Raw genomic sequence first — 23377 nt, forward strand, 5'->3', positions numbered from 1 at the left:
CTCCCAGAAATCATTTCGCTGGATTGATCCAGCCGTTCGGTGGCCCGAATCCAGCCATGGCTTCGGCCGGCCCCCACGTCTTTGGCGCGTAGACAGGCGGTGGCGTGGTGTCGCCGAGCACCGGACCGACGATGCGCCAGGCGAGTTCGCTGGCGTCCTGGCGGGTGAACAGCTGGCCGTTGCCGTTCATGGCGTCGCCGATCAACCGCTCGTAAGGCGGCATGTCGCCCTTGCTGTCGTCCAACGCGGTGAGCTCGACCTGTTCGCCGACCATGTCGTCGCCGGGTGCCTTGCGCCGGGCTCCGATCGAGATCGCCACTTGCGGATCGATTCGGAAGCGCACGTGATTGCATTCGCCGGGTTTGATCGGATCGAAGACGTCTAGCGGCGGCCGCTTCAGCCGCACGATGACCTCGGTGGCGTGCACCGGCAGGGATTTGCCGGCGCGGATGAAGAACGGCACATCTTGCCAGCGCCAGGTATCGACGAAAAAGCGCACCGCCGCGAAGGTCTCGACCGGCGAGTTCGGCGCCACGCCCGGCTCGTTGAGATAGCCGTCGAACTGGCCGCGCACGACATCGTCCCTGGTTAGCGTCCGGATCGCCCGCAGCACCTGCACCTTCTCGTCGATCAGATCGTCGGCCGAGCGGCCGACCGGCGGCTCCATGGCGAGCAGCAAGAGGATGTTGAGCAGGTGGTTTTCGATGACATCGCGGATGCAGCCGACCTCGTCATAGAAGCGGCCGCGGCCCTCGACACCGAAATCCTCGGCCATGGTGATCTGCACGCTCTCGACGAAGTTGCGGTTCCAGATCGGCTCGAGGAAGGAATTGGCGAAGCGGAAATAGAGCAGGTTCTGGATCGCCTCCTTGCCGAGATAATGGTCGATGCGGAAGATCGACTTCTCGTCGAAGACCAGATGCAGTACCCGGTTCAGCCAGCGCGCCGATTGCAGATCGTGGCCGAACGGCTTTTCGACCATCAGGCGCGCGCCCTGGGCGGCGCCCGACTGCTCCAGCCCCTGGACGACCACCTCGAACATGGCCGGCGGCACCGCCAGATAGTGCAGCGGCCGCTCAGCGCTGCCCAGCGCGGTCTTCAGCTTCTCGAAGGTCGCAGGCGCCCGGTAGTCACCGCTGACATAGCGAAGCAGCGAGGCAAGCCTGGCGAAGATCTTCTCGTCGATGCTGCCGATGGCATTGACGATACCGTCGCGGGCGCGCGCCTGCAGCTTGGCGAGGTCCCAGGGATCGAAGGCGACGCCGATCACCGGCTCGTTCAGCGTTCCCTTGGCCACCATGGCGTAGAGGGCGGGAAAGATCTTCTTGTGGGCGAGATCGCCGGTGGCGCCGAAAAGCACCAGCGTGTCGGACCGTTCCTGGCTCATGGGCGTGCCTCCCTGTCGCCCGTCACGAGCCGGCCTTCGGTTTTTCGACATGACCGCCAAAGGCATAACGCATGGCGGACAGAAGCTTGTCGGCAAATTCGGACTCGCCTTGCGAGGAGAACCTGTCGAACAGCGCCGACGACAGCACCGGCGCCGGTACGCCGGTGTCGATCGCCGCCTTCAGCGTCCAGCGGCCTTCGCCGGAATCCGATACCCGTCCGCCGAACTGCGTCAGCGCCGAATCGGCCTTCAACACGCCTGCCGTCAGGTCGAGCAGCCACGAGCCGATGACGCTGCCATGCCGCCACACCTCGGCCACTTCGGCGATGTCGATGTCGAACTGGTAATATTGCGGGTTTTCCAGCGGGCTGGTTTCCGCGTCGGCGGTGCGCTGCCGTTTGCCGGCATTCGCCGACTTCAGGATGTTCATGCCCTCGGCATAGGCGGCCATGACACCATATTCGATGCCGTTATGGACCATCTTGACGAAATGGCCGGCGCCGCTCGGCCCGCAATGCAGATAGCCGAAGGGAGCGGTTCCGGCGTCCTTGCCAGGGGCGGGCGAAGCGGCGTCGGCGCCGGGCGCCAGCGTGGCGAAGATCGGATCGAGATGCTGGACCGCGCTGTCAGGGCCGCCGATCATCAGGCAGTAGCCGCGCTCGAGGCCCCAGACGCCGCCGCTGGTGCCGACATCGACATAGCTCAAGCCTTTCAAGGCCAGGCGCGCGGCGTGGTCGACGGCCTCATGATAATAGGAGTTGCCGCCGTCGATGATGATGTCGCCGGGCTCCATCAGGGCGGCCACCTGGTCGACGATCCGGCCGGTGATCGCCGCCGGCAGCATCAGCCAGGCGCTGCGCGGCTTCGTCAGCTTGCCGACGAAGTCCTCCATCGAGGCGGCTCCGACCGCGCCGGCGGTCACAAGCGCCGCGACGCTCGCCGGGTTGATGTCGTAGACGACGCATTCGTGGCCATCGCGCAGCAGGCGCCGAACCATGTTGGCGCCCATCCTGCCCAGTCCCATCATTCCTATCTGCATGGTCTCGTCCTGCCTTACTTGAGGGATCGATGATCTAGTGGCTGTGACGCATCGTCGATACCAACGGAAAAGTCGACATTCTCCCAACGGCTGGCATCGGACCAGAAGAATGTGAAGACAATGCTATTGCCCGGAGCGGCGTCGGCAACCGGCAACTCCGCGAGATGGATGCCGAAAAGGTTCGCGGCGGTCCCGGTGTCATGGACGGTAGCCCAATTGTCGCTGCTCCAATGAACCACCGCCCGGGCCAGAACTTCGATGCGCAGCGCCTTGCCTGCCGGGATGGTACGGATCTTGTGGTTGAAGCGCCATGCCCTGAGGCGCGACACCGTTCTGCCCTCGATATAGCGCTTGACGCCTTGTGGCGGCATGTCGAACACGGCGCCGTCGCGCAGCGAACGCAGCAGTTTGATGTGCTCGGAATGCGCCCAGACCAGCGGCTTGGCGCTGCCGGAGGGGCCGCCATGCCGCAATTCGCGCTCCGGCATGTCGGGACCGTCCCAGACCTGCTCCGGCAGCAGGCCGCCCGGCCCGGCGGAGCCCTCAAACGTCGCGAGCAGGCGTGCCGCACTGTCCCTGCGCCCTGCCGCCAGCTCGTAATGGGCGCGCTCGCCGACCAGCAGCGGCCAGGGCCGGCCCTGGCCGGTTCCATCGAAGGGTGCGCCGTCGGCATGCTCGCCATAGCCGTCGCCGTTGTAGCGATACCAGAGCGGCCCCTGCGGCAGTTCGCAGCGCAATTGCGCGTCGATGACCTTGACCGTGTCGAGGATGCGCGGATCGTCGGCTGCCCTCAGGCCGAAGCGGACCAGGGCCAGCGCGTCGGGGCTGACGATCGCCTTGGCCGGCCGGTCCGTATCGGCCGGCGGGCGGTTCTTGATCGGGACGTAGCCGTCTTTCGGCGATGCCGCGCCGGCTTTGTCGGGCGGCGCAATGCGGACATAGTAGCCCTCGACGCCGGCTTCATCGCCCGAGGAGCTATCGGCGACGTAGGTCCAGCGCTCGATCTGATCGTTCCAGACATCGGCGGTTTCCCGCAGGTAGTTTGCCGGCTCTGTTTTGCCGACGGCATCGAACATGTCGGCAGCCGCTAGCAATGCGGCGATCTCGACGGCAAGCGTGAACGGGCTGTAGCCGGCGTCCTCTTCCCAGCGGTCTTCGCCGGTGACGGGGCCGTTGCGCACGACGTAGGAGGCCGCACGCTCGATCATCGGCATAAAGGAGGAGAGTACCGCAGGCGGCAAATGCCCGGCGCGGCGCAGCGCGTCGGCGAGCAGCAGCGGAAAGGCGCATTCGTCCATCTGGATTCCCGGCCAATAGGCCGAACCGTCGAGCCAGGCGTTCTGCGGCCAATGCCCGTCCGGCTGCTGGATCGAGCGCAGATAGCCAAGGATGCGCAAGGCTTCCGCCGGGTCGCCGGCGGCGAGGAAACCGCCGGCGGTTTCGACCAGATCGCGCGGCCAGACCAGGTGATAGCCGCCCAGATCGTTGTCGCCCTTGTTGAAGCCCCACGGGATCGACAGGCTGGCGACGGCTGCTCCGGTCGACGAGCGGTGTGCCGCCAGCACCGCAGTGCTGATGCGGTAGGGATTGAGGCCGAACGCCGCTTGCCGGTCCAGCGGCAGCAGACCGGCCTGCCATTGGCGCCATTTTTGACCATAGGATCTGACCGCGGGCTCAAAACCTTGCCTGAGGCTGGCGAAAGCGGTTTCCGCCGCCTGTTGCGGTGTCGTGCCGAAGCCGAGCGCCAGCAATATTTTTGGATTCGCGGCCGAAAAGCCGATCTCGCCGGTCAGCGCGACATTGCCATCCTCGGCCCTGCGGCAGACCGGATCGAGCCGGCCGCCTTGACGAAGCTGCTGCCAGCCGTCGGAGGCGCCGACATAGCCGGCCGAGCACGCCTTCCACGGCAGCGACGAGGCGAGCGCCAGGCAGACGCCGCGTCCCGATGCAAACAGGACAGGCTGTCCTTCATGGCCGTCGATCCAGGCGGTGTTGCCCATGCCGGCGTTGACGAGGTGCGGCGCCAGCAGCGCGTAGACGCGGTAGTCGGCGGCCGCGCCTTTGAGCGGCGTGAAAATGATCTCCTGCAGCACGACGGGACGTTCCGGATCCGTAATGATCCGCTTTTGGATCCGGTAGCTTCCATCGGCCGCGGTGTTGACCAGCCGATAGGCAGGCACCCCGTCCTCGAGTGGTTCGATGCTGTGCTCGGCGTCGCGCTTTTCTTCCGAGAAATAGCCATCGGGTCCGGTGACGATCAACCCCAGATCGCGGGTGCAGGCGCTGTCGAGGCGGGGATAGTAGATCTCGTTGAGAATACCGTGACTGATGGTGAACCAGATCGGGCAGGCCGGCGAGAGCGCAGTGCCGACGCCGCTCTTGGCGCTCGAGGTCCAGCGCGCCGGAATGCCGGGTGCACCCGGGGCAAGGTTCGCTGCCATTCAATCGGTCTCCAGTGCCATCCCTAGACCAGGAGCCGAACCGTTTACAATGATTGCACCGCAAGTTGATCGCCGGCCATGGATTGCTGTTGACAGCTTGTCGCCCATCTGCATTTGTCTGATAATAGATAAAAAACAGCGTTGTGAGCGTATCAGCCATCAGCCACCAGCCAGCCATTAGCCACCAGTAAGACAGCAACTCACGGGAGGAGTATGACATGAAGAAAATATTCGTTTTGGGCGCCCTTGCGGCAATGCTCGCCTCGGGCACCGCGCTTGCCGACACCAGCGGCAAGAAAATCGCCTTCTCCAACAATTACGCCGGCAATTCCTGGCGGCAGGCGATGCTGGACAGCTACGCCATCGTCACCAAGAAGGCGGTTGCCGACAAGGTGGTCGGCGCCGCGGACGTCTTCACGACGGCCGACAAGGAAGTGCCGACGCAGGCAGCCCAAGTGCAGAACCTGATCCTGCAGGGCTATGACGCGATCGTGATCAACGCGGCGTCTCCGGACGCCCTCAACGGCGCCATCAAGCAGGCCTGCGACGCCGGCATCGTCGTCGTTTCCTTCGACGGCATCGTCACCGAACCCTGCGCCTACCGCGTCGTCGTCGACTTCAAGGACATGGGCAAGCAGGAAGTCGAGCAGATGGCCAAGTTCCAGCCCAAGGGTGGCAACCTCCTGGAAATCCGCGGGCTCGCCGGCACCTCGATCGACGATGCCATCCATGCCGGCATCCTCGAAGGCGTCGCCGCCCATCCCGAGTTCAAGATCGTCGGCTCGGTGACCGGCGACTGGGACCAGACAACGGCACAGAAAGCCGTCGCAACGATCCTGCCGTCGCTGCCGGATGTTGTCGGCGTCGTCGACCAGGGCGGTGACGGCTACGGCGCGGCGCAGGCCTTCGCCGCCGCCGGCAAGCCGCGTCCGACCATCATCATGGGCAATCGCCAGGACGAATTGCAGTGGTGGAAGGAGCAGAAGGACAAGGACGGTTATCAGACCTGGTCGGCTTCGATCGCGCCGGGCGTATCGACGCTTGCGTTCTGGGTGGCGCAGCAGGTGCTCGACGGCCGCACCGACGTGCCGCACGACTTGCTGGTTCCCTATCTTGCCTTCACACAGGATGATTTCGAGGCCGCGCTGCCGAAGATTCCGAAGGGCGGCGTCGCCAGCCACGAATACACGCAGGAAGACGCCATCGCGGCGATCAAGGCCAACATCAAGTGAGCATGGCACTATTGTTGCCGCCACGGATAACCGGGTATCGTTGAGGGATGTCCGAGGCCAATGCAGACATCATCATGCCGGACGGCGCCGAAAAGCTTTTCGGCGCCGTCAGTTTGGACATCATAAGACTGGACGGAGCCGAAAAACATTTCGGCGCCGTTAGGGCGCTCGCCGGTGTCGATTTCAGCGTTCGTGCCGGAGAATGCGTCGGTCTCGTCGGCCATAACGGCGCCGGAAAATCGACGCTCATGCATATGGTGGCGGGCACGCTTGCCCCCGACAGCGGGCAGATCGCGGTCCGCGGCGGTGTCGAGGCAAGTTATTCGGTGCCGCGCGCACAGCAGCTCGGCATCCGTTGTGTTTTCCAGGAGCTGTCGCTCTGCCCGAACCTCAGCGTCGCCGAGAACACGCGGATCAACCACGCGTCGCTTAATGGCTTCGGCTGGCGGCGCAAGGCGGCCGATCTGATCGCCGCCAAGCTCGACGAGATATTCCCCGGCCACAGCATCTCGGCATCCGACATCGTCGGTGATCTTTCCATCACCAGCCGGCAAATGGTGGAGGTGGCGCGCGCCTTCACGGTCACGCAGGAGCCGCTCGAACTGGTCATCCTCGACGAGCCGACATCCTCGCTCGACGCGCACACCGCCGGCCAGTTGCTGGCGTTCGTGCGCCGCTTCGTAGCCGCCGGCAAGAGCTGCATCCTGATCTCGCATGTGCTCGGCGAAGTGCTCGGAAATGCCGACCGCATCGTCGTGATGCGCGACGGCAAGGTCGTCGCCGCGGGGCAGGCCGATCAATTCGACCGCGACAGGCTGGTGACGGCGATGGGCGGAGCTGCGGCACGCGAGAAGGCCGCCGCAGAGATTGCGAGCGGCAAGCCGGAGCCCGGTCCGCTGCGGGTCCGGGCGCGGCCGGCGCGACAGCAGGACGGCAACGAGCTCGTCGCCCGTGCCGGTGAGATCATCGGCCTTGCCGGACTTGCCGGGCACGGGCAGACCGATCTTTTGCTGGCTATCTTTGCGGCGGCTTCCCGCGCCAGGACCGGCATCGAGGTCACCGCGCCGGTGGCGCTGGTTGCCGGCGACCGCCAGTCGGACGGGATTTTTCCGCAGTGGTCGATTGCCGAGAACATCGGCATCCGTTCGCTGGCGCGATTGCGCAACGGCCTCTTGATCTCGCGGCAGCGCGAAGCCGAGCTCGCCGAGTTGTGGCAGCGGAAAATCGGCATCCGTACGCCGGACATGAACAACAATATCTTCTCGCTGTCCGGCGGCAACCAGCAGAAGGCGCTGTTCGCGCGGGCGCTCGGCTCCGACGCCAAGATCGTGCTGATGGACGATCCGATGCGCGGCGTCGACATCGGAACCAAGCTCGAAGTCTACGACCTGGTGCGCGAAGAGGCTCGCCATGGCCGCACTTTCCTCTGGTACACCACCGAAACCGAAGAGCTTGACAATTGCGACCATATCTATGTGTTCAAGAACGGCCGGATTGTCGCCAACCTTCGTCGCGACGAACTGACGGAAGAAAAAATCATCCAGTCGTCGTTCGGCGAGGCGGCCTGAGATGACAGCGGCATCTGTCGAGAATGGGCTAAAATCTTCGGCTCGCGCCACGAGGCGGGCGCGTATGCTGCGCAGCCTGCTGCCGGCACTGTCGCTGGCGCTGGTGCTCATCGCGATCGCCTGGCTCAACCCGCGCGCCATCAGCTATTTCGGCTTCAGCCTGATGCTCAATCTGGCGATCCCGATCGCACTGGCGACGATCGCGCAGATGTTCGTCATCGCCGGCAACGAGCTCGATCTGTCGATCGGCACCTTTGTCGGCTTCGTCGGCTGTGTGACGGCGACGTGGCTGAAGGACGCGCCGCTGCTCGGCGTCGTCATCCTGCTCGGGTCGATCGGCGTCTACGCGCTGCTCGGCGCGCTGATCCATCTGCGCAACCTGCCCTCTATCGTGGTGACGCTCGGCATGAGTTTCGTCTGGCAGGGCATGGCCATCCTCATTCTGCCCAAGCCCGGCGGCAAGGCGCCGGACTGGCTGCTGGCGCTGATGGCCTTCAAGCCACCCTTCATTCCGTTCCCGATCATCGCGGCATTGCTGATCGCGGCCGTCGTCCACTTTGGCCTGATGCGCACCTCCTATGGCGTCATCCTGCGTGGATCGGGCGGCAATTCAGCCGCACTCAAGCGCGCCGGCTGGTCGCTGCTGCGCACCAAGATCGCGCTGTTTGCGCTGACCGGCCTGTTCGGGGTTTTGTCCGGCATGGCGCTGATTGGCATCACCACCTCGGCCGATGCCAATATCGGCAATGGCTATACGCTGCTTTCGATCGCCGGCGTCATCCTCGGCGGCGGCGAGTTCGTCGGCGGCCGGGTGTCGCCGATCGGCGCCGTCATCGGCGCGCTGACGCTGGCTCTGGCCGCATCGCCGCTCTTGACCTTCATGCACATTCCGCCCGACTGGCAGGTCGCCGCCAATGGCGCCATCCTGATCATCGTGCTGGCAGCGCGGGTGCTGATCAGCCGCAGGGAGAGGTGAGCATGGCTTCGCTGCGGACCCTGCTCGCCAGACCCTGGATCTGGTCATTCTTCGGGGCGCTGCTGGTGTGGCTGGCGACCATCGCCTTCACCGGCGGCTATGGCGGCGGCGGCATGATCACGGCGGCGCTGTCGCTCGCGGTCTTCACCGTCATTGTCGGCGTCGGCCAGATGTTCGTCATCACGCTCGGGCCGGGCAATGTCGACCTGTCGCTGCCGGCCAACATCGGCCTTGCCAGCGCCGTCGCCATGAAGGTCATGGACGGCAACGATGCGATGATCGCGGTCGGGCTGCTGGCCGCGCTTGCCTGCGGCATGGCGATCGGCGCCGTCAACTATCTGCTGATCTGGGCGCTGCGCATTCCACCGATCATCGCGACGCTGTCGGCCAGTTTCGTTATCCAGTCGGTCGATATCAGCTATGGGCGCGGCCTGCAGATCAAGCCGCCGCCGGGCTTTGCCGACTTCACCAACTGGCAGGTGTTCGGCATCCCGGTGCTGGCGATCCTCACCGTGCTGTTCACCATCGGCGCCGGCATCGTTTTGCAGCGCATGATCTACGGACGCTCGGTGCTGGCGATCGGCCAGAACATCCGCGCCGCCTGGCTGGCCGGCGTCAATGTCGGCCGCACCCGCTTCCTCACCTACACGCTGTCGGGCGCGCTCGGCGGCCTCGACGGCGCACTGCTCGCCGGCTATTTCCGCGGCGCCAATGTCGATATCGGCAATGAGTATCTGCTGGCCTCAATCGCGGTCGTCGTCATCGGCGGCACGTCGGTGGCTGGCGGCAAGGCCAATGTGCCGGGGGTCTGGGGCGCGGCGCTGTTTCTCGTGCTGCTGTTGACCATGCTCAACACATTCGGCGTCAGCGTCGGCGTCCGCCTGGTGCTGACAGGGCTGATCATCGTCGGCGTCATCACCGCCGCCGGTGGGCAGAAGGCGCTGCGCTAAGGCAAGGCACCCGGCGGCGAGGGGATAACGATCCGGCCCGCAAAACACGTGGTTCCCATCCGCATGCCAGCGCTGTAAATCCCGTCGCGCTATTGGCCAACATCGTTGCGTGAGGTTTGCGTGTCCGATTTCGTCAGCACCACAAGGCATCGCAACGTCGCGGTGGTGATCATCGACAATCCGCCGGTCAACGCACTGAGCTTCCATGTGCGCGAGCCGTTGATGCGGGCGCTCGTTTCCCTGCGGGACGAGCCGTCGGTCGGAGCAATCGTGATCGCCTGCGCCGGGCGGACCTTCGTCGCCGGCGCCGATATCACCGAATTCGGCAGACCGGCGCAGCAGCCGGAATTGCGCGCTATTGTCGCCGTGCTGGAAACTATCACCAAGCCGACGGTCGCAGCCATTCACGGCACTGCGCTCGGCGGCGGCCTGGAACTGGCGCTCGGCTGCCATTTCCGTGTTGCCGACCGAACGGCAAGGCTCGGCCTGCCGGAAGTCAAGCTTGGCCTGCTGCCGGGCGGCGGCGGCACGGTTCGTCTGCCGCGCCTGGTTGGTCCGCTAAAGGCACTCAGCATGATCGTTTCGGGAACGCCGATCGGTGCTGCCGAGGCGCTCGCCGACGGCCTGGTGGATGCCGTCTTCGATGGCGACCTGATCGCGAAAGCGGTGAGTTTCGCCAGCGAAACGGCCGCGAAAGGCGGTCCGTTCACGCCCGTGCGCGACCGCAATGATCGCCTTGACCAGGCCGACTTGCCGGCTTTCGACAAGCAGGCGGCAGCGTTTTCCAAAAAAGCACGCGGCCTCGAGGCGCCGATCGCCTGTGCGCAGTCGGTCCGCAACGCCCTGACGCTGCCCTTCGACGAAGCGCTGGTGGCGGAGCGCGACCTGTTCCTCAAGCTTGTCGCCGGTGACCAGTCACGCGCGCAGCGGCATCTGTTCTTCGCTGAACGTGAGGCGGCAAAGATTACCGGCAAGGATGTCGTCAGGCGCAAGATCGCCCGGGTCGGCGTCATCGGCGCCGGCACCATGGGCGGCGGCATCGCCATGGCGTTCGCCAATGGCGGTCTTCCCGTGACCTTGCTGGAGACGACGCAGGAAGCATTGCAACGCGGACTGACGACGATCGACAAGAATTATGCCGTTTCCGTTATCCGCGGATCGCTGAGCGAAGACGCCAAGCGCGAGCGGCTGGATTTGTTCAGGGGCAGCACCGACTATGCCGACCTCGCCGATTGCGACCTGATCGTCGAGGCCGTATTCGAGGAGATGGCGGTCAAGAAGGATGTCTTCGGCAGGCTCGATGCGGTGGCCAAACCGGGCGCGATCCTCGCCACCAATACCTCCTATCTCGACGTCAACGAGATCGCCGGTTCGACGTCGCGGCCGCAAGATCTCCTCGGCATGCATTTCTTTTCGCCGGCTAACGTCATGAAGCTTTTGGAAATCGTCCGCGCCGACAAGACCTCGCCCGACGTGCTGGCGACCATCGTCGATCTGGCACGGCGGATCGGCAAGGTGCCGGTCGTCGTTGGCGTCTGCCACGGCTTCGTCGGCAACCGCATGCTGGCGGCGCGCGGTGCGGAACTGGAGACGCTTCTACTGGAAGGCGCCATGCCGAGCCAGGTCGACCAGGTGTTCACCGATTTCGGCTGGCCGATGGGGCCGTTCGAGATGAGCGATCTCGCCGGCCTCGACATAGGCTGGCGCAACCGCAAGGCGCGCGGCCGGACGGCCGTGATCGCCGATGCGTTGTGCGAACAGGGACATTTCGGCCAGAAGACCGGCAGCGGCTTCTATCGTTATGAGAACGGTTCGCGCACGCCGCTGCCCGATCCGGAGGTTGAGACGCTGATCCGCAACAAGGCTGCCGAACGCGGCATTGCACCGCGGCCAATCGGCGCCGGGGAGATCATCGAGCGGACGCTCTATCCGATGATCAACGAGGGCGCCAGAATCCTCGAGGAAAAGATTGCCGCCCGCGCGTCCGATATCGACCTTGTCTGGGTCAACGGCTACGGCTTCCCGGTCGGCAAGGGCGGGCCGATGTTCTGGGCGAACCTCGAAGGCGTCGACAAGATCATCCGGCGGCTGGATCACTGGCACCAGCGGACCGGCAAGGACGTCTTTCGGGTGGCGCCCCGGCTCAGACAGATGGCCGAAACAGGTTCCTGGAACGGCGGCTAGTATCAACGCCGGCCAGGCGCTGGTAATCGACGGTGGAGAAAGCATCGGCTGATCCGCCGCTCCCGGCGGGCGGCAGCTGTAATTGTCTTTGGCCTAACGGCCGGCGGCAAGATGTGCTTTCGTCTCAAGGAGAATGCGGCCAACATGGCTGGGCCGGGAGCAGAAATCATCAGCGCAAACGGGAAGGCTGCATTATGGCCGAGGCCTATATCTGCGACTACATCCGCACGCCGATCGGACGCTTCGGCGGTTCGCTGTCGGCGGTCCGTGCCGACGATCTCGGCGCTATCCCTTTGAAGGCGCTGGTCGAGCGTAATTCGGGCATCGACTGGGCCGCCATCGACGATGTCGTCTATGGCTGCGCCAACCAGGCCGGCGAGGACAATCGTAATGTGGCGCGCATGGCGCTGCTGCTGGCCGGCCTGCCCAAGGAGGTTCCCGGCTCGACCGTCAATCGCCTCTGCGGTTCGGGCATGGATGCGGTGATGATTGCTGCCCGCGCCATCAAAGCCGGCGAGGCGGAGCTGATAGTATCAGGCGGCGTCGAATCGATGAGCCGTGCTCCGTTTGTCATGCCGAAGGCGGAGACCGCCTTTTCGCGCAATGCCGAGATTTACGACACCACGATCGGCTGGCGCTTCATCAATCCGCTGATGAAGAAGCAATACGGCGTCGATTCGATGCCGGAGACCGGCGAGAACGTGGCGGAAGAGTTCGCTGTCTCCCGCGCAGACCAGGATGCGTTTGCCGTGCGCAGCCAGGACAAGGCCGTAGCCGCGCAAGCCAATGGTCGTCTGGCAAAGGAAATCACGCCGGTGACGATCGCGCAGCGCAAGGGCGATGCGGTGGTCGTATCAAGGGACGAGCATCCGCGCGGGGGCACGTCGATCGAAGCGTTGGCCAAGTTGCCGACGCCGTTCCGGCAAGGCGGCACGGTTACGGCCGGCAATGCGTCGGGCGTCAATGACGGCGCCGCAGCGCTGATCGTCGCCTCGGAAACCGCCGTGAAAAGATACGGGTTGACGCCGATCGCTCGTATTCTCGGTGGTGCCACCGCCGGCGTGGCGCCGCGCATCATGGGCATTGGCCCGGTGCCGGCCACGCAAAAGCTATGCGCCCGGCTCGGGCTGGAGCCGCGACAATTCGATGTCATCGAGGTCAACGAGGCCTTTGCCTCGCAAGGCATTGCCGTGCTGCGCCAACTCGGCATTGCCGAGGATGCGGAGCACGTCAACCCCAATGGCGGCGCCATCGCGCTCGGCCATCCGCTCGGCATGTCCGGGGCGCGCATCACGGGCACGGCGGCGCTGGAGCTGCGCGAACGCGGCGGCCGCTACGGCCTCGCGACCATGTGCATCGGGGTCGGCCAGGGGATCGCGGTGGCGCTCGAGAGATTGTGAGCAAGCAGCTCCGGTCGTTCTAAAGGTGCGATTACACGAACGTTTACAGCAGTTCCGCCCGGCCAAATTTGACCATGTGGACAAAAGCCGGGCACCGTTCCATAGTTCCTTCGCCGATATTCCAGAGAAGAGAGCCGGCTCGACACGGCGCCAATCAGAGGGGCATGCAATGGACAACGGGAAGAGCAGAATCCAATCGAAACGCGAAGGGCTTTCGCGACGCAACGTGCTGGAGCTGGGCGCGCTCGGCCTGGCGGCGGCGATGCTGCCGGGCAGCGCCTTTGCCAAGACCAAGAAGCTGAAAGTGGCGGCGATCTTCGCCACGCCGATCGAGGAGCCGTGGGACAACCAGATCCATGTCGCCCTGCAGAAGGCCGAGAAGGAACTCGGCATCGAATACAAATGGTCGGAGAAAGTGCAGACCGCCGATTTCAGCCGTGTCATGCGCGAATATGCGCAGGGCGGCTATGAGCTGGTGCTGGGCGATGCCTTCGCCGCCGAGCGCGAATCGCGCAGGACCGCCAAGCAATTCCCGAAGACCGCCTTCCTGTTCGGCTCCGGCGCCGGGCCGGCCGAGCCGAATTTCGGGGTTTTCGACAACTGGATCCACGAGCCGGCCTATCTGTCCGGCATGATTGCCGGAAAAATGTCGAAATCGGGCACGATCGGCGCCGTCGCGGCGATGGGCATTCCGGAAGTGAACCGGCTGGTCAACGCCTTCTTTGCCGGTGCCAAGGAGGTCAATCCCAACATCAAGAAGAAGGTCGCCTTCATCGGCTCGTTCTTCGATCCGCCGAAGGCAAAGGAAGCTGCTGTCGCCCAGATCGACGCCGGCGTCGACGTCATCTATGCCGAGCGCTTTGGCGTCATCGAAGCGGCGGTCGAGAAAAAGATCCTCGCTATCTCCAACATGTCGGACCAATCGAGCCTCGGCCCCGACACGGTGATCACCGGGCCGGTCTGGGACATGTATCCGACGGTCGAGCAGGCAATCAAGCTGGTCAAGGCCGGCGTCTTTACGGCGCAGGATTACGGTGATTTCTCGCGCATGGCCAAGGGCGGCTCCTACCTCGCGCCCTATCACAAGTTCGACAAGACGCTGCCGGCCGAGGTCAAGGACTTGGTCGAAAAGAAGAAGGCCGAAATCCTCGACGGCAATTTCCGTGTCGATGTCGATGAGAATACGCCGGTCTCGGACTGAGCGGCGCATCCCTCCCCTCGAGGGGAGGGTGGCCCGTAGGGCCGGGTGGGGTTCTCGGCGACGCGCTCCATCTTTTTCGGTCTAAACGTCGAGGCGGTTGAGACGACCCCTCCCGCCTCGCTTCGCTCGGCACCCTCCCCTCAAGGGGGAGGGATATCGGCGTCAACGCCACCAGGATCCCGCCTTGTCAACGCCTGCCCCTCTCATCGAAATGCGCGGCATCTCCAAGAGCTTTGGCGCCGTCAAGGCGAACGAAGCCGTCGATCTCAGCGTCGCGCCGGGTGAAATCCTCGGGCTGCTTGGCGAAAACGGTGCCGGCAAGACGACGCTGATGAATGTGCTGTTCGGTGCCTATGCGCCCGATGCCGGCGAGATCCTGGTGCAGGGCCGGCCGCTGGCGATCAACAGCTCGGCCGATGCGCTGGCCGCTGGCATCGGCATGGTGCACCAGCATTTTCATCTCGCGCCGCGGCTTTCGGTGCTGGAGAACCTCTTGATCGGCATTCCCGGCAGATCGGGCCGGATCGACCGCGCCGGCGGGCTGGCGCGGCTCGCCGAGATCGGCCGCCAGCACGGGCTGACGCTCGACCCGGACCTCCCCGTCTCGGCGCTGTCGGTCGGCGAGCAACAGCGGCTCGAAATCGTCAAGGCGCTGTTTCGCGGCGCAGGGCTGCTGATCCTCGACGAGCCGACGGCGGTGCTGGCGCCGACAGAGGTCGACGGACTGTTTTCGGCGCTTCGCTCGATGGCGGCACAAGGGCTCGGCATCATCTTCATTTCGCACAAGCTCAACGAGGTGCGGGCGCTGACGCATCGCTGCGTCGTGCTCAGGCATGGGCGCGTTGCCGGTCGCGTCGATGCGCCGGCCAGCACGACGTCTTCGGAGATGGCGCGGCTGATGTGCGGCCACGAGATCGTGCCTCCGGCCAGAGGACCGTCGATGCCCGGTGCGGCCGTGCTGACCCTCGACGGTATCTCGACATCGCATCATTCCGGCATGGCGCTGCGCGATGTTTCGCTGTCGGTTCGTGGCGGCGAGATCCTTGGCATCGCCGGCGTCTCCGGCAATGGCCAGCGCGCGCTTGCCGAGGTCATCTCCGGCGTGCGTGCGCCCGATGCCGGGAAGATGACCATAGCCGGCAAAGCGGTTTCGCGGTTCTCGCCGAGCACAGTCCAGGCGCTCGGCCTCGGCCGCATCCCGGAAGACCGCATGACGACAGGGCTGGTCACCAATCTGCCGCTTGCCGATTCCATGGTGCTGCCGCGCATCGGCACGGCGGCGTTCAGCCGCAACGGCCTGCTTAAGCCGGATGCGATCCGCGCCTTCGCCGAGGCGCAGATCAAGGCCTACGACATACGTTGCCCCGGCCCGATGACGCGCGCCGGGGCGCTTTCCGGCGGCAATCTGCAAAAGGCGCTTCTGGCGCGCGAACTCGCCTTCGATCCGAAGGTGCTGATCGTTTCGCAGCCGACTCGCGGCCTCGACATCGGCGCCGCGCGCTTCATCCACGAAAAATTCCTCGACATGCGCGCCAAGGGCTGCGGCATCATCATCATTGGCGAGGACCTGGAAGAGTTGCTGATGCTCTCGGATCGTATCGCGGTGATGTATGAGGGCCGCATCGTCGGCACGCTCGACAGTGCCGACGCCAGCGTCGCCAGACTCGGGTTGATGATGACCGGAGCGGAGGCGTGATGTTCCGTCTCGAGGCCCGCACCTCAACGCCCGCCTGGTTCAATCTGGCGCTGCCGCTGCTCGCCATCGGGGCGACGCTGATCTTGTGCAGCGGCCTCATCGCACTGGCTGGCGCCGGCGTCGTCGAGGCTTATAGCGTGATGTTTTCGGCGTCGCTGGGCGACAGCTACGCCGTCACCGAAACGCTGGTGCGTGCCACCCCGATGATCTTCACAGGGCTTGCCGTGGCGGTCGCCTTCCGCGCCAAGTTCTGGAACATCGGCGCCGAAGGGCAATTGCTGGCCGGTGCGGTGGCGAGCTGTGCCGTCGGCGCCATCCCGATGCCGGGGCCGCTCGCCATGCTGCTGATGGCGCTGGCGGGTGGGGCCGCCGGCGCTGCCGTCGCGCTGATCCCCGCGACGCTACGGGTGAAATTCAGGGTCGATGACGTGGTCAGCTCGCTGCTGCTCAATTCGGTCATTTTCTACGCACTGATGGCGCTGATCGAGGGGCCATGGAAGGACAGTTTCAGCGGCTACCCGATCTCGCCCCCGATCGAGGATTCAGCGAATTTCCCGGTACTCATCGAAGGCACGCGGCTGCATCTCGGCGTCGTCGCGGCGCTGGTCGCGGCACCCCTGATCTGGTTCGTGGTCGCGCGTACAACGCTCGGCTTTCGCATCAGGGTCACCGGCGAGAACCCGGAAGCCGCGCGCTATGGCGGCATCAATGTCGAGCGGGTGCTGATTTCGACGGCGCTGCTGTCCGGCGCATTGGCCGGCCTTGCAGGCGTCGGCGAGGTCGGCGGCGTGCATTTCCAGGTGATGAGCGACATCTCGCCGGGCTATGGCTATTCCGGCATCGTCGTCGCCATGCTGGCGAGGCTCAATCCGCTCGGCGTGGTGCCGGCGGCGATCTTCCTTGCCGCCGTCATGACCGGCGCCGAGGCGATGTCGCGGGCGACCGGCGTTCCGGCCTTCCTCAGCGAAGTCATCCAGGGAACGGCGCTGCTCGCCATGCTGGTGGCGCTCCTGTTCACCGCCTATCGCATCCGCCGCGTGGGAATAGCCAAATGAGCGTGGTCCTGGAACAGATCTTCCAAGTCGGCTTCCTGGCTGCCATCATCCGCATCGCCACGCCGCTGGCCTTCGCAACGCTGGGCGAAATGTTCTCCGAGCGCGCCGGTGTGCTCAATCTCGGCATCGAAGGCATCATGCTTTTGTCGGCAATGACCGGCTTCACCGCGGCGAGCCTCAGCGGCAGCCTGTGGCTCGGCGTGCTTGCGGCGGTGCTGACCGGGGCGCTGATGGGTGCCGTGCATGCGCTGTTCACGGTAGCGCTCGGCCTCAGCCAGCATGTCTGCGGCATCGGCGTGACGCTGTTCTCGTCGGGCCTTGCCTATTTCCTCTACCGGCTGATCTTCGGCCAGCAATCGGTGCCGCCGAACATCAAGGGGTTCGAGACGCTGCCGATCGCGATCCTGTCCGACGTACCGGTGCTTGGGCCGGCGGTGTTCAACCAGTTTTCGCTGGTCTACATGGCGATGCTGTCTATTCCCCTGGCCGCCTTCGTGCTCTACCGCACGCCATGGGGCCTGTCGGTTCGCATGGTCGGTGAAAACCCGCGGGCCGCCGATTCGGCCGGCGTCAGCGTCATCGCAACGCGCTTCCAGGCGGTGATCCTCGGCGGTGCCTTGATGGGGCTCGCAGGCGCCTTCCTGTCGATGGCGCAGTTCAACGCGTTCACCTTCGGCGTCGTTTCGGGACGCGGCTGGGTGGCGATCGCGCTCGTCGTTTTCGGCCGCTGGGACCCTTGGCGCACGGCAGGCGCCGCATTGCTGTTTGCCTTCGTCGACGCCTTGCAGTTGCGCATGCAGGCGAGCGGGCTTGGCCATATCCCCTACGAGGCGTTCCTGATGTTGCCGTTCATCTTCACCATCGTCGCCATGGCGGTGATGTCGCGCAATGCGGTGGCGCCCTCGGCGCTGCTCAAGCCGTTCCGGCGCGAAGAGCGGTAACCGCGCTTCGCCTTTCACATCGCGGTGAAGCCGTTGTCGACGAACAGATGGGCGCCGTTGACGAAGCTGGCCTCGTCGCTGGCCAGGAACAGGGCTGCCTTCGCGACCTCTTCCGGCTCGCCGATCCGTCCTTGCTGCGCCGCCATTGCCGCGTCGGAGACATCGATGCCGAGTTTGTCGAGATCGGCGACCTCGCGCAGGCCATGCGGTGTCCTGATGAAGCCTGGACAGACCGCGTTGCAGCGGATGTTGCGGTCGCGGAACTCGACGGCAATGGCGCGCGCGAACATATGGCAGGCGCCCTTGGTGGTATCGTAGAGCACCTCCATCGGCGTCGCCGCCACCGCCGAGATCGACGAGGTGCAGACGATGGAACCGCCGCCGGCGGCGATCATGCCGGGTAGCACGGCGCGCGTCATCAGGAACATCGAGCGCACATTGACGGCATGCAGCCATTCCCATTCCTGCAGCGTGGTCTCCAGGAAGGGTTTTATGACGATGGTGCCGGCGTGATTGAACAGAACCGTGACCCGGCCGAATTTTTCCATCACGCCCCTCACCGCCGCTTCGACCTGCGCCTCGTCCGAGACGTCGGCGACCCAGTGCTCGGCGACATGGCCGCGTTGCCTGATTGCTGCTGCGGTGGCAGCCGCCGCTTCGCCGTTGCGGTCGATGATCGCCACCTTGGCGCCCTCGGCCGCGAAAAGCTCCGAGGCCGCACCGCCCATGCCCGTCGCGCCGCCCGAAATGATGGCGACCTTGCCGGCCAGTCTTGTGCCCATGGTTTGCTCCCTGCTGCCTTGCCGTGACGTCGCGGCTTTCCACTGAGGCAGCGATGCTATCGCTCATCCAATGGCTGGCCAAGGAGCCACGGACACGTGAACCTGCCATTTTCCGCCGTCACCCCGCCTGCCTCAAAAGGCAGCGCGCTAAGCAGTAAAAGCACTAATTTGTCCGGCGTTTGGAGAAAATTGTTCCAACAATCGCGCGAAAATAGCACTCGACAAAGTCTACTAATTTTATAGATTAAACGTCGAGACGGAGGTCGATATGTCCTATAGCCAGAACACTCAGACTGCCCGCAGAGGTCAAAGGCTGGGTTCCGACCAGGCATGGCGGCCGGCCTACGCCGGCGCTTTCGCCTATCTCGTCTTTGCCCTTGCGTTTGTATTCACCGGGGCAGTGGTCCTCGGGCTGATTCCCTGATTATTGAGGCCTTGATCGTCGAGGCTTCCTCGGGATAGCGGCCTGCCGTTTGCAGAAATTCCGGAGTTGATGAACCGAATGCCGGTGCGCTTCTGCGCGCCCTGATTCCAACGTGATGGAGGAGATGGCAATGCCGATCGAGTTCACGCATGTTCCCGGTAAGATCCACGCTGCCGACGCCAGCTTTTTCTATGACTTTGTCGAGACCGCGACGAAGCTGTCACTGATCGAAGATGCCGGATTCCGGAAGATCGTCATCGACGACGAGGCCGGGCTGCTCACCAATATGGACCTTGCCGCCCAGACGCTGGACCGCACCTCGTCGCTGGAAGTCGTTCTGACGCATTGGGCAGGCGTGATCGAACCAATCGTGGCGGCACGGCAACTCGCTGCCCTCGACGCGAGAAGCGGTGGCCGGCTGTCGCTCAGGATGCTCAGCGAGCCACTCGGCGACGACGATGCCGAGGCACGTCCAGCCGGCCATACGGTGGTCTGGCAACGCATCGACGAATATCTGGTGCTGCTGAAGCGGTTATGGTCGAACGACAGACCGTTCGACCATGAAGGCGCTTTCTACAGCATCAAAGGCGGCTATGTGCCGCGCAAGGGGCCGCATGGCGCCGACGTAAACATCCGCATGGGCGCACGGTCCGGCACGGCGCTCAGGGTCGCGGGCAGGCATGCGGACGTGTTCGAGCTGGCGCCGGGCCCGCTTGCAGAAATCCGTCAGTCTATGGAGCGTGTACGCAGCGCCGCCGCCGAACACGGCCGGGCCGGCAAGCTGCGTTTCGCGCTTCCCGTCCAAATCCGTTCGGAAGACAAACCGGCCACTTCCTGCCAGAAGGCGGTCGAACTGGCCGGGCCGCCGGCGCAGGTCGCGCTGTCGCTGCTTTCCTACGTCGCTTTGGGGATCAAGGAGTTCATGATCGTCGGCGTCGACAGGCCACGCGAGATTGCGACGGCCGGCCGCGAGGCGATCGCACTGCTGCGCAATTCGCTGGCACGGCGCGAGGCCGATATCCCTCAGCCGGGGGCGTTTGCGTCACGCGCGACACAGGGCGCGAGAGCCGGCTGCTGAAGAGCCGCCGTCGTCACGCACCTCGCTGACGGCGCTACTGCCATTCCGGGAAAGTCGCGTGAGCGGCCTTGGCCAAGGTCGGGATTTCCTCATCGGGAACGGAGCTGTAGGGCCAGAGCAATCGCGGCCCGAGCGGCGCCCAGCCGCCGGCCGCCGCCATCGCCTTGTCGAGTGCTGCATCGCCGACATCGTAACGGGTGCGAAACGGTAGAACATGTGCGGCGAGGAAGGCCCGTATGCGGGCCTCAACCTCGGCAGCTGCGACCCTGTCGGTGCGGATCATGTGCCACCACTGCACCGCGCCCTTCGGGTTGAGGCAGGCAATGTTGGAATAGCTGCCGTGAGCCCCTCCGGCATACCCTGTCGCCAGCGTGTGGCCGGGAACGAAGACCGAGAATCCGTCCAGTTTGTGGCGCATATCGGCATACCAGCCGGCGTCGCCGCCCGGCAGCTTGGCGCCGACCAGCGATGGCACGGCCGCACGCAGCCTGGCGATGCCGTCGAGCGTCAGGCGGCGCTTAGCGTGCGGCGGGTTGTAGAGCACCAGCGGCGTTTCGGGCGCGGCCTCGCAGAGGCCGCCGACAAAACGCATGATCTCGTCGTCACTGGGCGGCCACCAGTCGGGCAAGGTGAATTGAGCCGCCGTCGGGCGAAGTGCGGCGACCCGCGTCAGCCGCTCCAGCGCGACGCGCGGATTGGACTGGCTGATACCGATCTGGAAAGGAAGGCGCGCGCGGCCGGCTGTTTCGGCAACCAGCTCACAAAGCCGGTCGAATTCGGGCTCGGTCTGGCAATGGAATTCGCAGGCTGTGCCATTGGAATAGACGCCGTCGACACCTGATGCGCAGAGCCGGGCGATCGTCTCTTTCGTCGCCTGCCAGTCGATCGCTCCGCGATCATCAATGGCCAGCATCACGGCGCCCCAGACGCCGCGCGGCGCGTGTGCGGGCAAGCGAGCCAGGTGGTCGTTAAGATCAGCGTCCACCGGCGATCTCGTGTTCGCGGAGGGTTTCGTTCGAGGCAAAGGCGGCCTCGATGATGGCGATCATCTTGCGCCCATAGGCGCCGTCGACCGGCACCGGCGTGTCGTCGGCAATGGCATCGCGCATCGCGCGCCATTCGCGCACCAGCGCGTTATGCATCCAGTTCGGCTCAAAGGAACCGGGCAGCTCGGTCGAGACCGTATCGCGGCCAAGCATCGTGCCGCGGTCCATGTCGATGCGCAGCGTTCCCTGCTCGCAGATAAGGTCCATGGCGTAGGTCGTAGCGCCGGTGCGGTACCCGACGCTCTGCACCTGGCCGATGCCGCCGCCGGCGAAGCGCAGTCCGAGCAAGGCGGTGTCGTCTGCTTCCTGGTCATGGAACTTGGCGCCGAGCATGCCGCTTACCGACACGACATCGTCATCCATCAGCCAGACGAGGCGGTCGAGCGCGTGGATGCCGGCAGTCAATAGCATGCCGCCGCCGCTCGCCTTGCGCAGATGCCAGTCGCGGCGATTGTGCTCCATCCAGAGCTTGATGATCCAGCTCGATCCGATGAGCGGCCGGCCGAGCACTCCTTCCTCCAGCACCTGCTTGGCCGCCATGCAGGGCAGGGCGAAATGCATGAGGTGGGCGACCATCAGCTTGACGCCGCTCTCGGCCACGGCGGCATTGATCGCATCGCAGGCGGCCGCCGTCGGCGCCATCGGCTTTTCGAGCAGGATGTGCTTGCCGGCCTCTGCCGCGCCGATGGCCATTTCGGCGTGGAGGTGATGGGGGCTGGCAATGAGGACCGCGTCGACCTCCTTGTCGTCCAGCAGCCGACGCCAGTCGGTGTAGCCGCTGCCGCCATATTCGGCGGTGAATTGCTGCAGTGCATCGGCGTTTCCACGAGAGGCGGCGGCGAGGCGAATGCCTCCAACCTCGCGGATTGCCCGCGCATGGGCTGCGCCGAAATCGCCGGCGCCGATAATTCCTATTCCAATCATGGTCCTGCCTTTTCATAAGCGGCGTCGATCAGCGACATCGCCGCAACATAATCCTCGATGGACACCGACGGAGGCGCCTTTCTGGCCAGCCGGTCAAGCGTGTCGCGCATGCACAGACGGTAGCGGGTTGCCGGCAATTCGACCGGCAGATCGACGATTGCCGCATCGTCGAGCGTGGCGCAGTTGGCACGATCACCGTGGTCGACCAGGGTCGCATTGGCAGCGACGATGCGCCATTCGAAGTCGCCACCGGGGCGCATCGAGGCAAAGGTGTAGCCAGCCTCGACGATGAACAGCGCGCCGGCCTCGTCTTCCAGCACCAGCAGCGCATGATCCTCGACCGGGCCCGGATGGATGCGGTTCGCGATCGAAACGGTCTTCAGGCCAAGCCTGCCGGTTGCGAGGCTGAGTGCAGCATCCACGCCGTGTATGCCGAGATTCCGCAACGCACCTCCACCACCAACCGCCGGGTCGACGACCCAGGCGACACCGTCGGCGATGTAGCGCCCAGGCGGGCCATTGACCAGCCGGAACTGGCAATGCGCCACCACACCGGCACGGCCCTGCCGGTGCAGCCGCTCAAAGGCGGCAACGGCCGGCCCGAAACGATTGGGCAGGGGCACAGCGACAAAGGCCTGGTGCTGTCGGGCGAGGTCGCGCAGCCCCATCAGTTCCCTCGTATGGCTGGCCGCCGGCTTCTCCAGGATCAGCGGTATCCCTGCCCCGATGATCGCACGTACCCGCGCCGGCACCGTCGAAGGGTGCCCCATCAACAGGATCACGTCCGGCGGGCTGGAGAGTATCTCCGTGAAATCTTCAATAAACGGCAGGTCGTGGTGCGCGGCGAACGCATGCGCTTGGCCAGGATTCTGATCCCAGATACCGGCGATCTCCGCACCGTAAAAGCGTGCGGCGTCGAGGTGCATTTCGGCGTGCCAGTGGCTCGAGCCGGCGAGGATTATCTTCATTCGGGAGCAACATGTTTGCTATGGGCTTGCAGGATATCCTACAAGTAGCTATACGACAACTAGCGGGCAGGGTAGTCCAGCGGAT

Annotated in this window: 19 protein-coding genes; 12 read left to right on the top strand and 7 right to left on the bottom strand. The window is 64.9% G+C overall.

The features are described from left to right. Positions 1 to 10: 10 nt before the first annotated feature. From zwf to NKJ35_RS20925, 3 genes are read right to left on the bottom strand one after another with little or no spacing between them, the layout of a single operon-like run. Positions 11 to 1387 carry a glucose-6-phosphate dehydrogenase gene (zwf, locus tag NKJ35_RS20915; RefSeq protein ID WP_352479999.1) on the bottom strand — a complete coding sequence of 459 codons (1377 nt, stop codon included), beginning with the start codon at positions 1385 to 1387 and terminating at the stop codon, positions 11 to 13. 22 nt (positions 1388 to 1409) lie between these two features. Continuing rightward, a complete protein-coding gene (gnd, locus tag NKJ35_RS20920) occupies positions 1410 to 2426 on the bottom strand; it encodes a phosphogluconate dehydrogenase (NAD(+)-dependent, decarboxylating) (protein WP_352649406.1) in 1017 nt (338 codons plus the stop codon). A 14-nt stretch (positions 2427 to 2440) separates the two neighbouring features. Further along, positions 2441 to 4867: a glucan 1,4-alpha-glucosidase gene (locus NKJ35_RS20925; RefSeq protein WP_352649407.1), complete on the bottom strand. Its 2427-nt coding sequence runs from the start codon at positions 4865 to 4867 to the stop codon at positions 2441 to 2443. A 218-nt stretch (positions 4868 to 5085) separates the two neighbouring features. Between NKJ35_RS20925 and NKJ35_RS20930 the strand changes: the two genes are divergently transcribed. From NKJ35_RS20930 to NKJ35_RS20975, 10 genes are all read left to right on the top strand, one after another. Continuing rightward, positions 5086 to 6099, top strand: coding sequence for an ABC transporter substrate-binding protein (locus NKJ35_RS20930; protein WP_352649408.1), 1014 nt, complete (start codon positions 5086 to 5088; stop codon positions 6097 to 6099). Positions 6100 to 6173: 74 nt separating this feature from the next. Further along, positions 6174 to 7667, top strand: coding sequence for a sugar ABC transporter ATP-binding protein (locus NKJ35_RS20935; protein WP_352649442.1), 1494 nt, complete (start codon positions 6174 to 6176; stop codon positions 7665 to 7667). A gap of 1 nt (position 7668) precedes the next feature. After that, the gene (locus NKJ35_RS20940) at positions 7669 to 8643 is read left to right on the top strand and encodes an ABC transporter permease (RefSeq protein WP_352649409.1); all 975 of its coding nucleotides are present in this window, start codon (positions 7669 to 7671) and stop codon (positions 8641 to 8643) included. 2 nt (positions 8644 to 8645) lie between these two features. After that, positions 8646 to 9593, top strand: coding sequence for an ABC transporter permease (locus NKJ35_RS20945; protein ID WP_023678189.1), 948 nt, complete (start codon positions 8646 to 8648; stop codon positions 9591 to 9593). Positions 9594 to 9713: 120 nt separating this feature from the next. Next, positions 9714 to 11777 carry a 3-hydroxyacyl-CoA dehydrogenase NAD-binding domain-containing protein gene (locus NKJ35_RS20950; protein ID WP_352649410.1) on the top strand — a complete coding sequence of 688 codons (2064 nt, stop codon included), beginning with the start codon at positions 9714 to 9716 and terminating at the stop codon, positions 11775 to 11777. A gap of 194 nt (positions 11778 to 11971) precedes the next feature. Beyond that, complete coding sequence (gene pcaF, locus NKJ35_RS20955) at positions 11972 to 13177, top strand: 3-oxoadipyl-CoA thiolase (RefSeq protein WP_352649411.1); 1206 nt, start codon at positions 11972 to 11974, stop codon at positions 13175 to 13177. A 169-nt stretch (positions 13178 to 13346) separates the two neighbouring features. After that, positions 13347 to 14378 carry a BMP family protein gene (locus NKJ35_RS20960; RefSeq protein WP_352480007.1) on the top strand — a complete coding sequence of 344 codons (1032 nt, stop codon included), beginning with the start codon at positions 13347 to 13349 and terminating at the stop codon, positions 14376 to 14378. Positions 14379 to 14589: 211 nt separating this feature from the next. Beyond that, the gene (locus tag NKJ35_RS20965) at positions 14590 to 16074 is read left to right on the top strand and encodes an ABC transporter ATP-binding protein (RefSeq protein ID WP_502904658.1); all 1485 of its coding nucleotides are present in this window, start codon (positions 14590 to 14592) and stop codon (positions 16072 to 16074) included. Next, the gene (locus NKJ35_RS20970; RefSeq protein ID WP_352649412.1) at positions 16074 to 17129 is read left to right on the top strand and encodes an ABC transporter permease; all 1056 of its coding nucleotides are present in this window, start codon (positions 16074 to 16076) and stop codon (positions 17127 to 17129) included. The genes NKJ35_RS20965 and NKJ35_RS20970 overlap by 1 nt, the downstream gene beginning before the upstream one ends. Beyond that, positions 17126 to 18070 carry an ABC transporter permease gene (locus NKJ35_RS20975; protein WP_352649413.1) on the top strand — a complete coding sequence of 315 codons (945 nt, stop codon included), beginning with the start codon at positions 17126 to 17128 and terminating at the stop codon, positions 18068 to 18070. Before NKJ35_RS20970 ends, NKJ35_RS20975 begins: the two co-directional genes overlap by 4 nt. Before the next feature lie 14 nt (positions 18071 to 18084). On the opposite strand, the gene NKJ35_RS20980 is transcribed toward NKJ35_RS20975, so the two are convergent. Further along, positions 18085 to 18852: an SDR family NAD(P)-dependent oxidoreductase gene (locus NKJ35_RS20980; RefSeq protein WP_352649414.1), complete on the bottom strand. Its 768-nt coding sequence runs from the start codon at positions 18850 to 18852 to the stop codon at positions 18085 to 18087. Between the two features lie 268 nt (positions 18853 to 19120). Between NKJ35_RS20980 and NKJ35_RS20985 the strand changes: the two genes are divergently transcribed. Further along, positions 19121 to 19276, top strand: coding sequence for a hypothetical protein (locus NKJ35_RS20985; RefSeq protein WP_352649415.1), 156 nt, complete (start codon positions 19121 to 19123; stop codon positions 19274 to 19276). A gap of 130 nt (positions 19277 to 19406) precedes the next feature. After that, a complete protein-coding gene (locus tag NKJ35_RS20990; RefSeq protein WP_352649416.1) occupies positions 19407 to 20354 on the top strand; it encodes an LLM class flavin-dependent oxidoreductase in 948 nt (315 codons plus the stop codon). A 34-nt stretch (positions 20355 to 20388) separates the two neighbouring features. Here NKJ35_RS20990 and NKJ35_RS20995 read toward each other — a convergent pair whose 3' ends face one another. Genes NKJ35_RS20995 through NKJ35_RS21005 form a run of 3 tightly spaced genes read right to left on the bottom strand, consistent with a single transcriptional unit; the run spans position 20389 to position 23292 of the window. Then, entirely contained in the window at positions 20389 to 21339 is a 951-nt protein-coding gene (locus tag NKJ35_RS20995) for a dihydrodipicolinate synthase family protein (protein WP_352649417.1), read from the bottom strand. Further along, entirely contained in the window at positions 21329 to 22324 is a 996-nt protein-coding gene (locus tag NKJ35_RS21000; RefSeq protein ID WP_352480013.1) for a Gfo/Idh/MocA family protein, read from the bottom strand. The genes NKJ35_RS20995 and NKJ35_RS21000 overlap by 11 nt, the downstream gene beginning before the upstream one ends. Then, positions 22321 to 23292 carry a Gfo/Idh/MocA family protein gene (locus tag NKJ35_RS21005; RefSeq protein ID WP_352649418.1) on the bottom strand — a complete coding sequence of 324 codons (972 nt, stop codon included), beginning with the start codon at positions 23290 to 23292 and terminating at the stop codon, positions 22321 to 22323. The genes NKJ35_RS21000 and NKJ35_RS21005 overlap by 4 nt, the downstream gene beginning before the upstream one ends. Positions 23293 to 23377 lie beyond the last annotated feature (85 nt).

The organism is Mesorhizobium sp. M0136 (assembly GCF_040322515.1).
Taxonomy (GTDB): domain Bacteria; phylum Pseudomonadota; class Alphaproteobacteria; order Rhizobiales; family Rhizobiaceae; genus Mesorhizobium.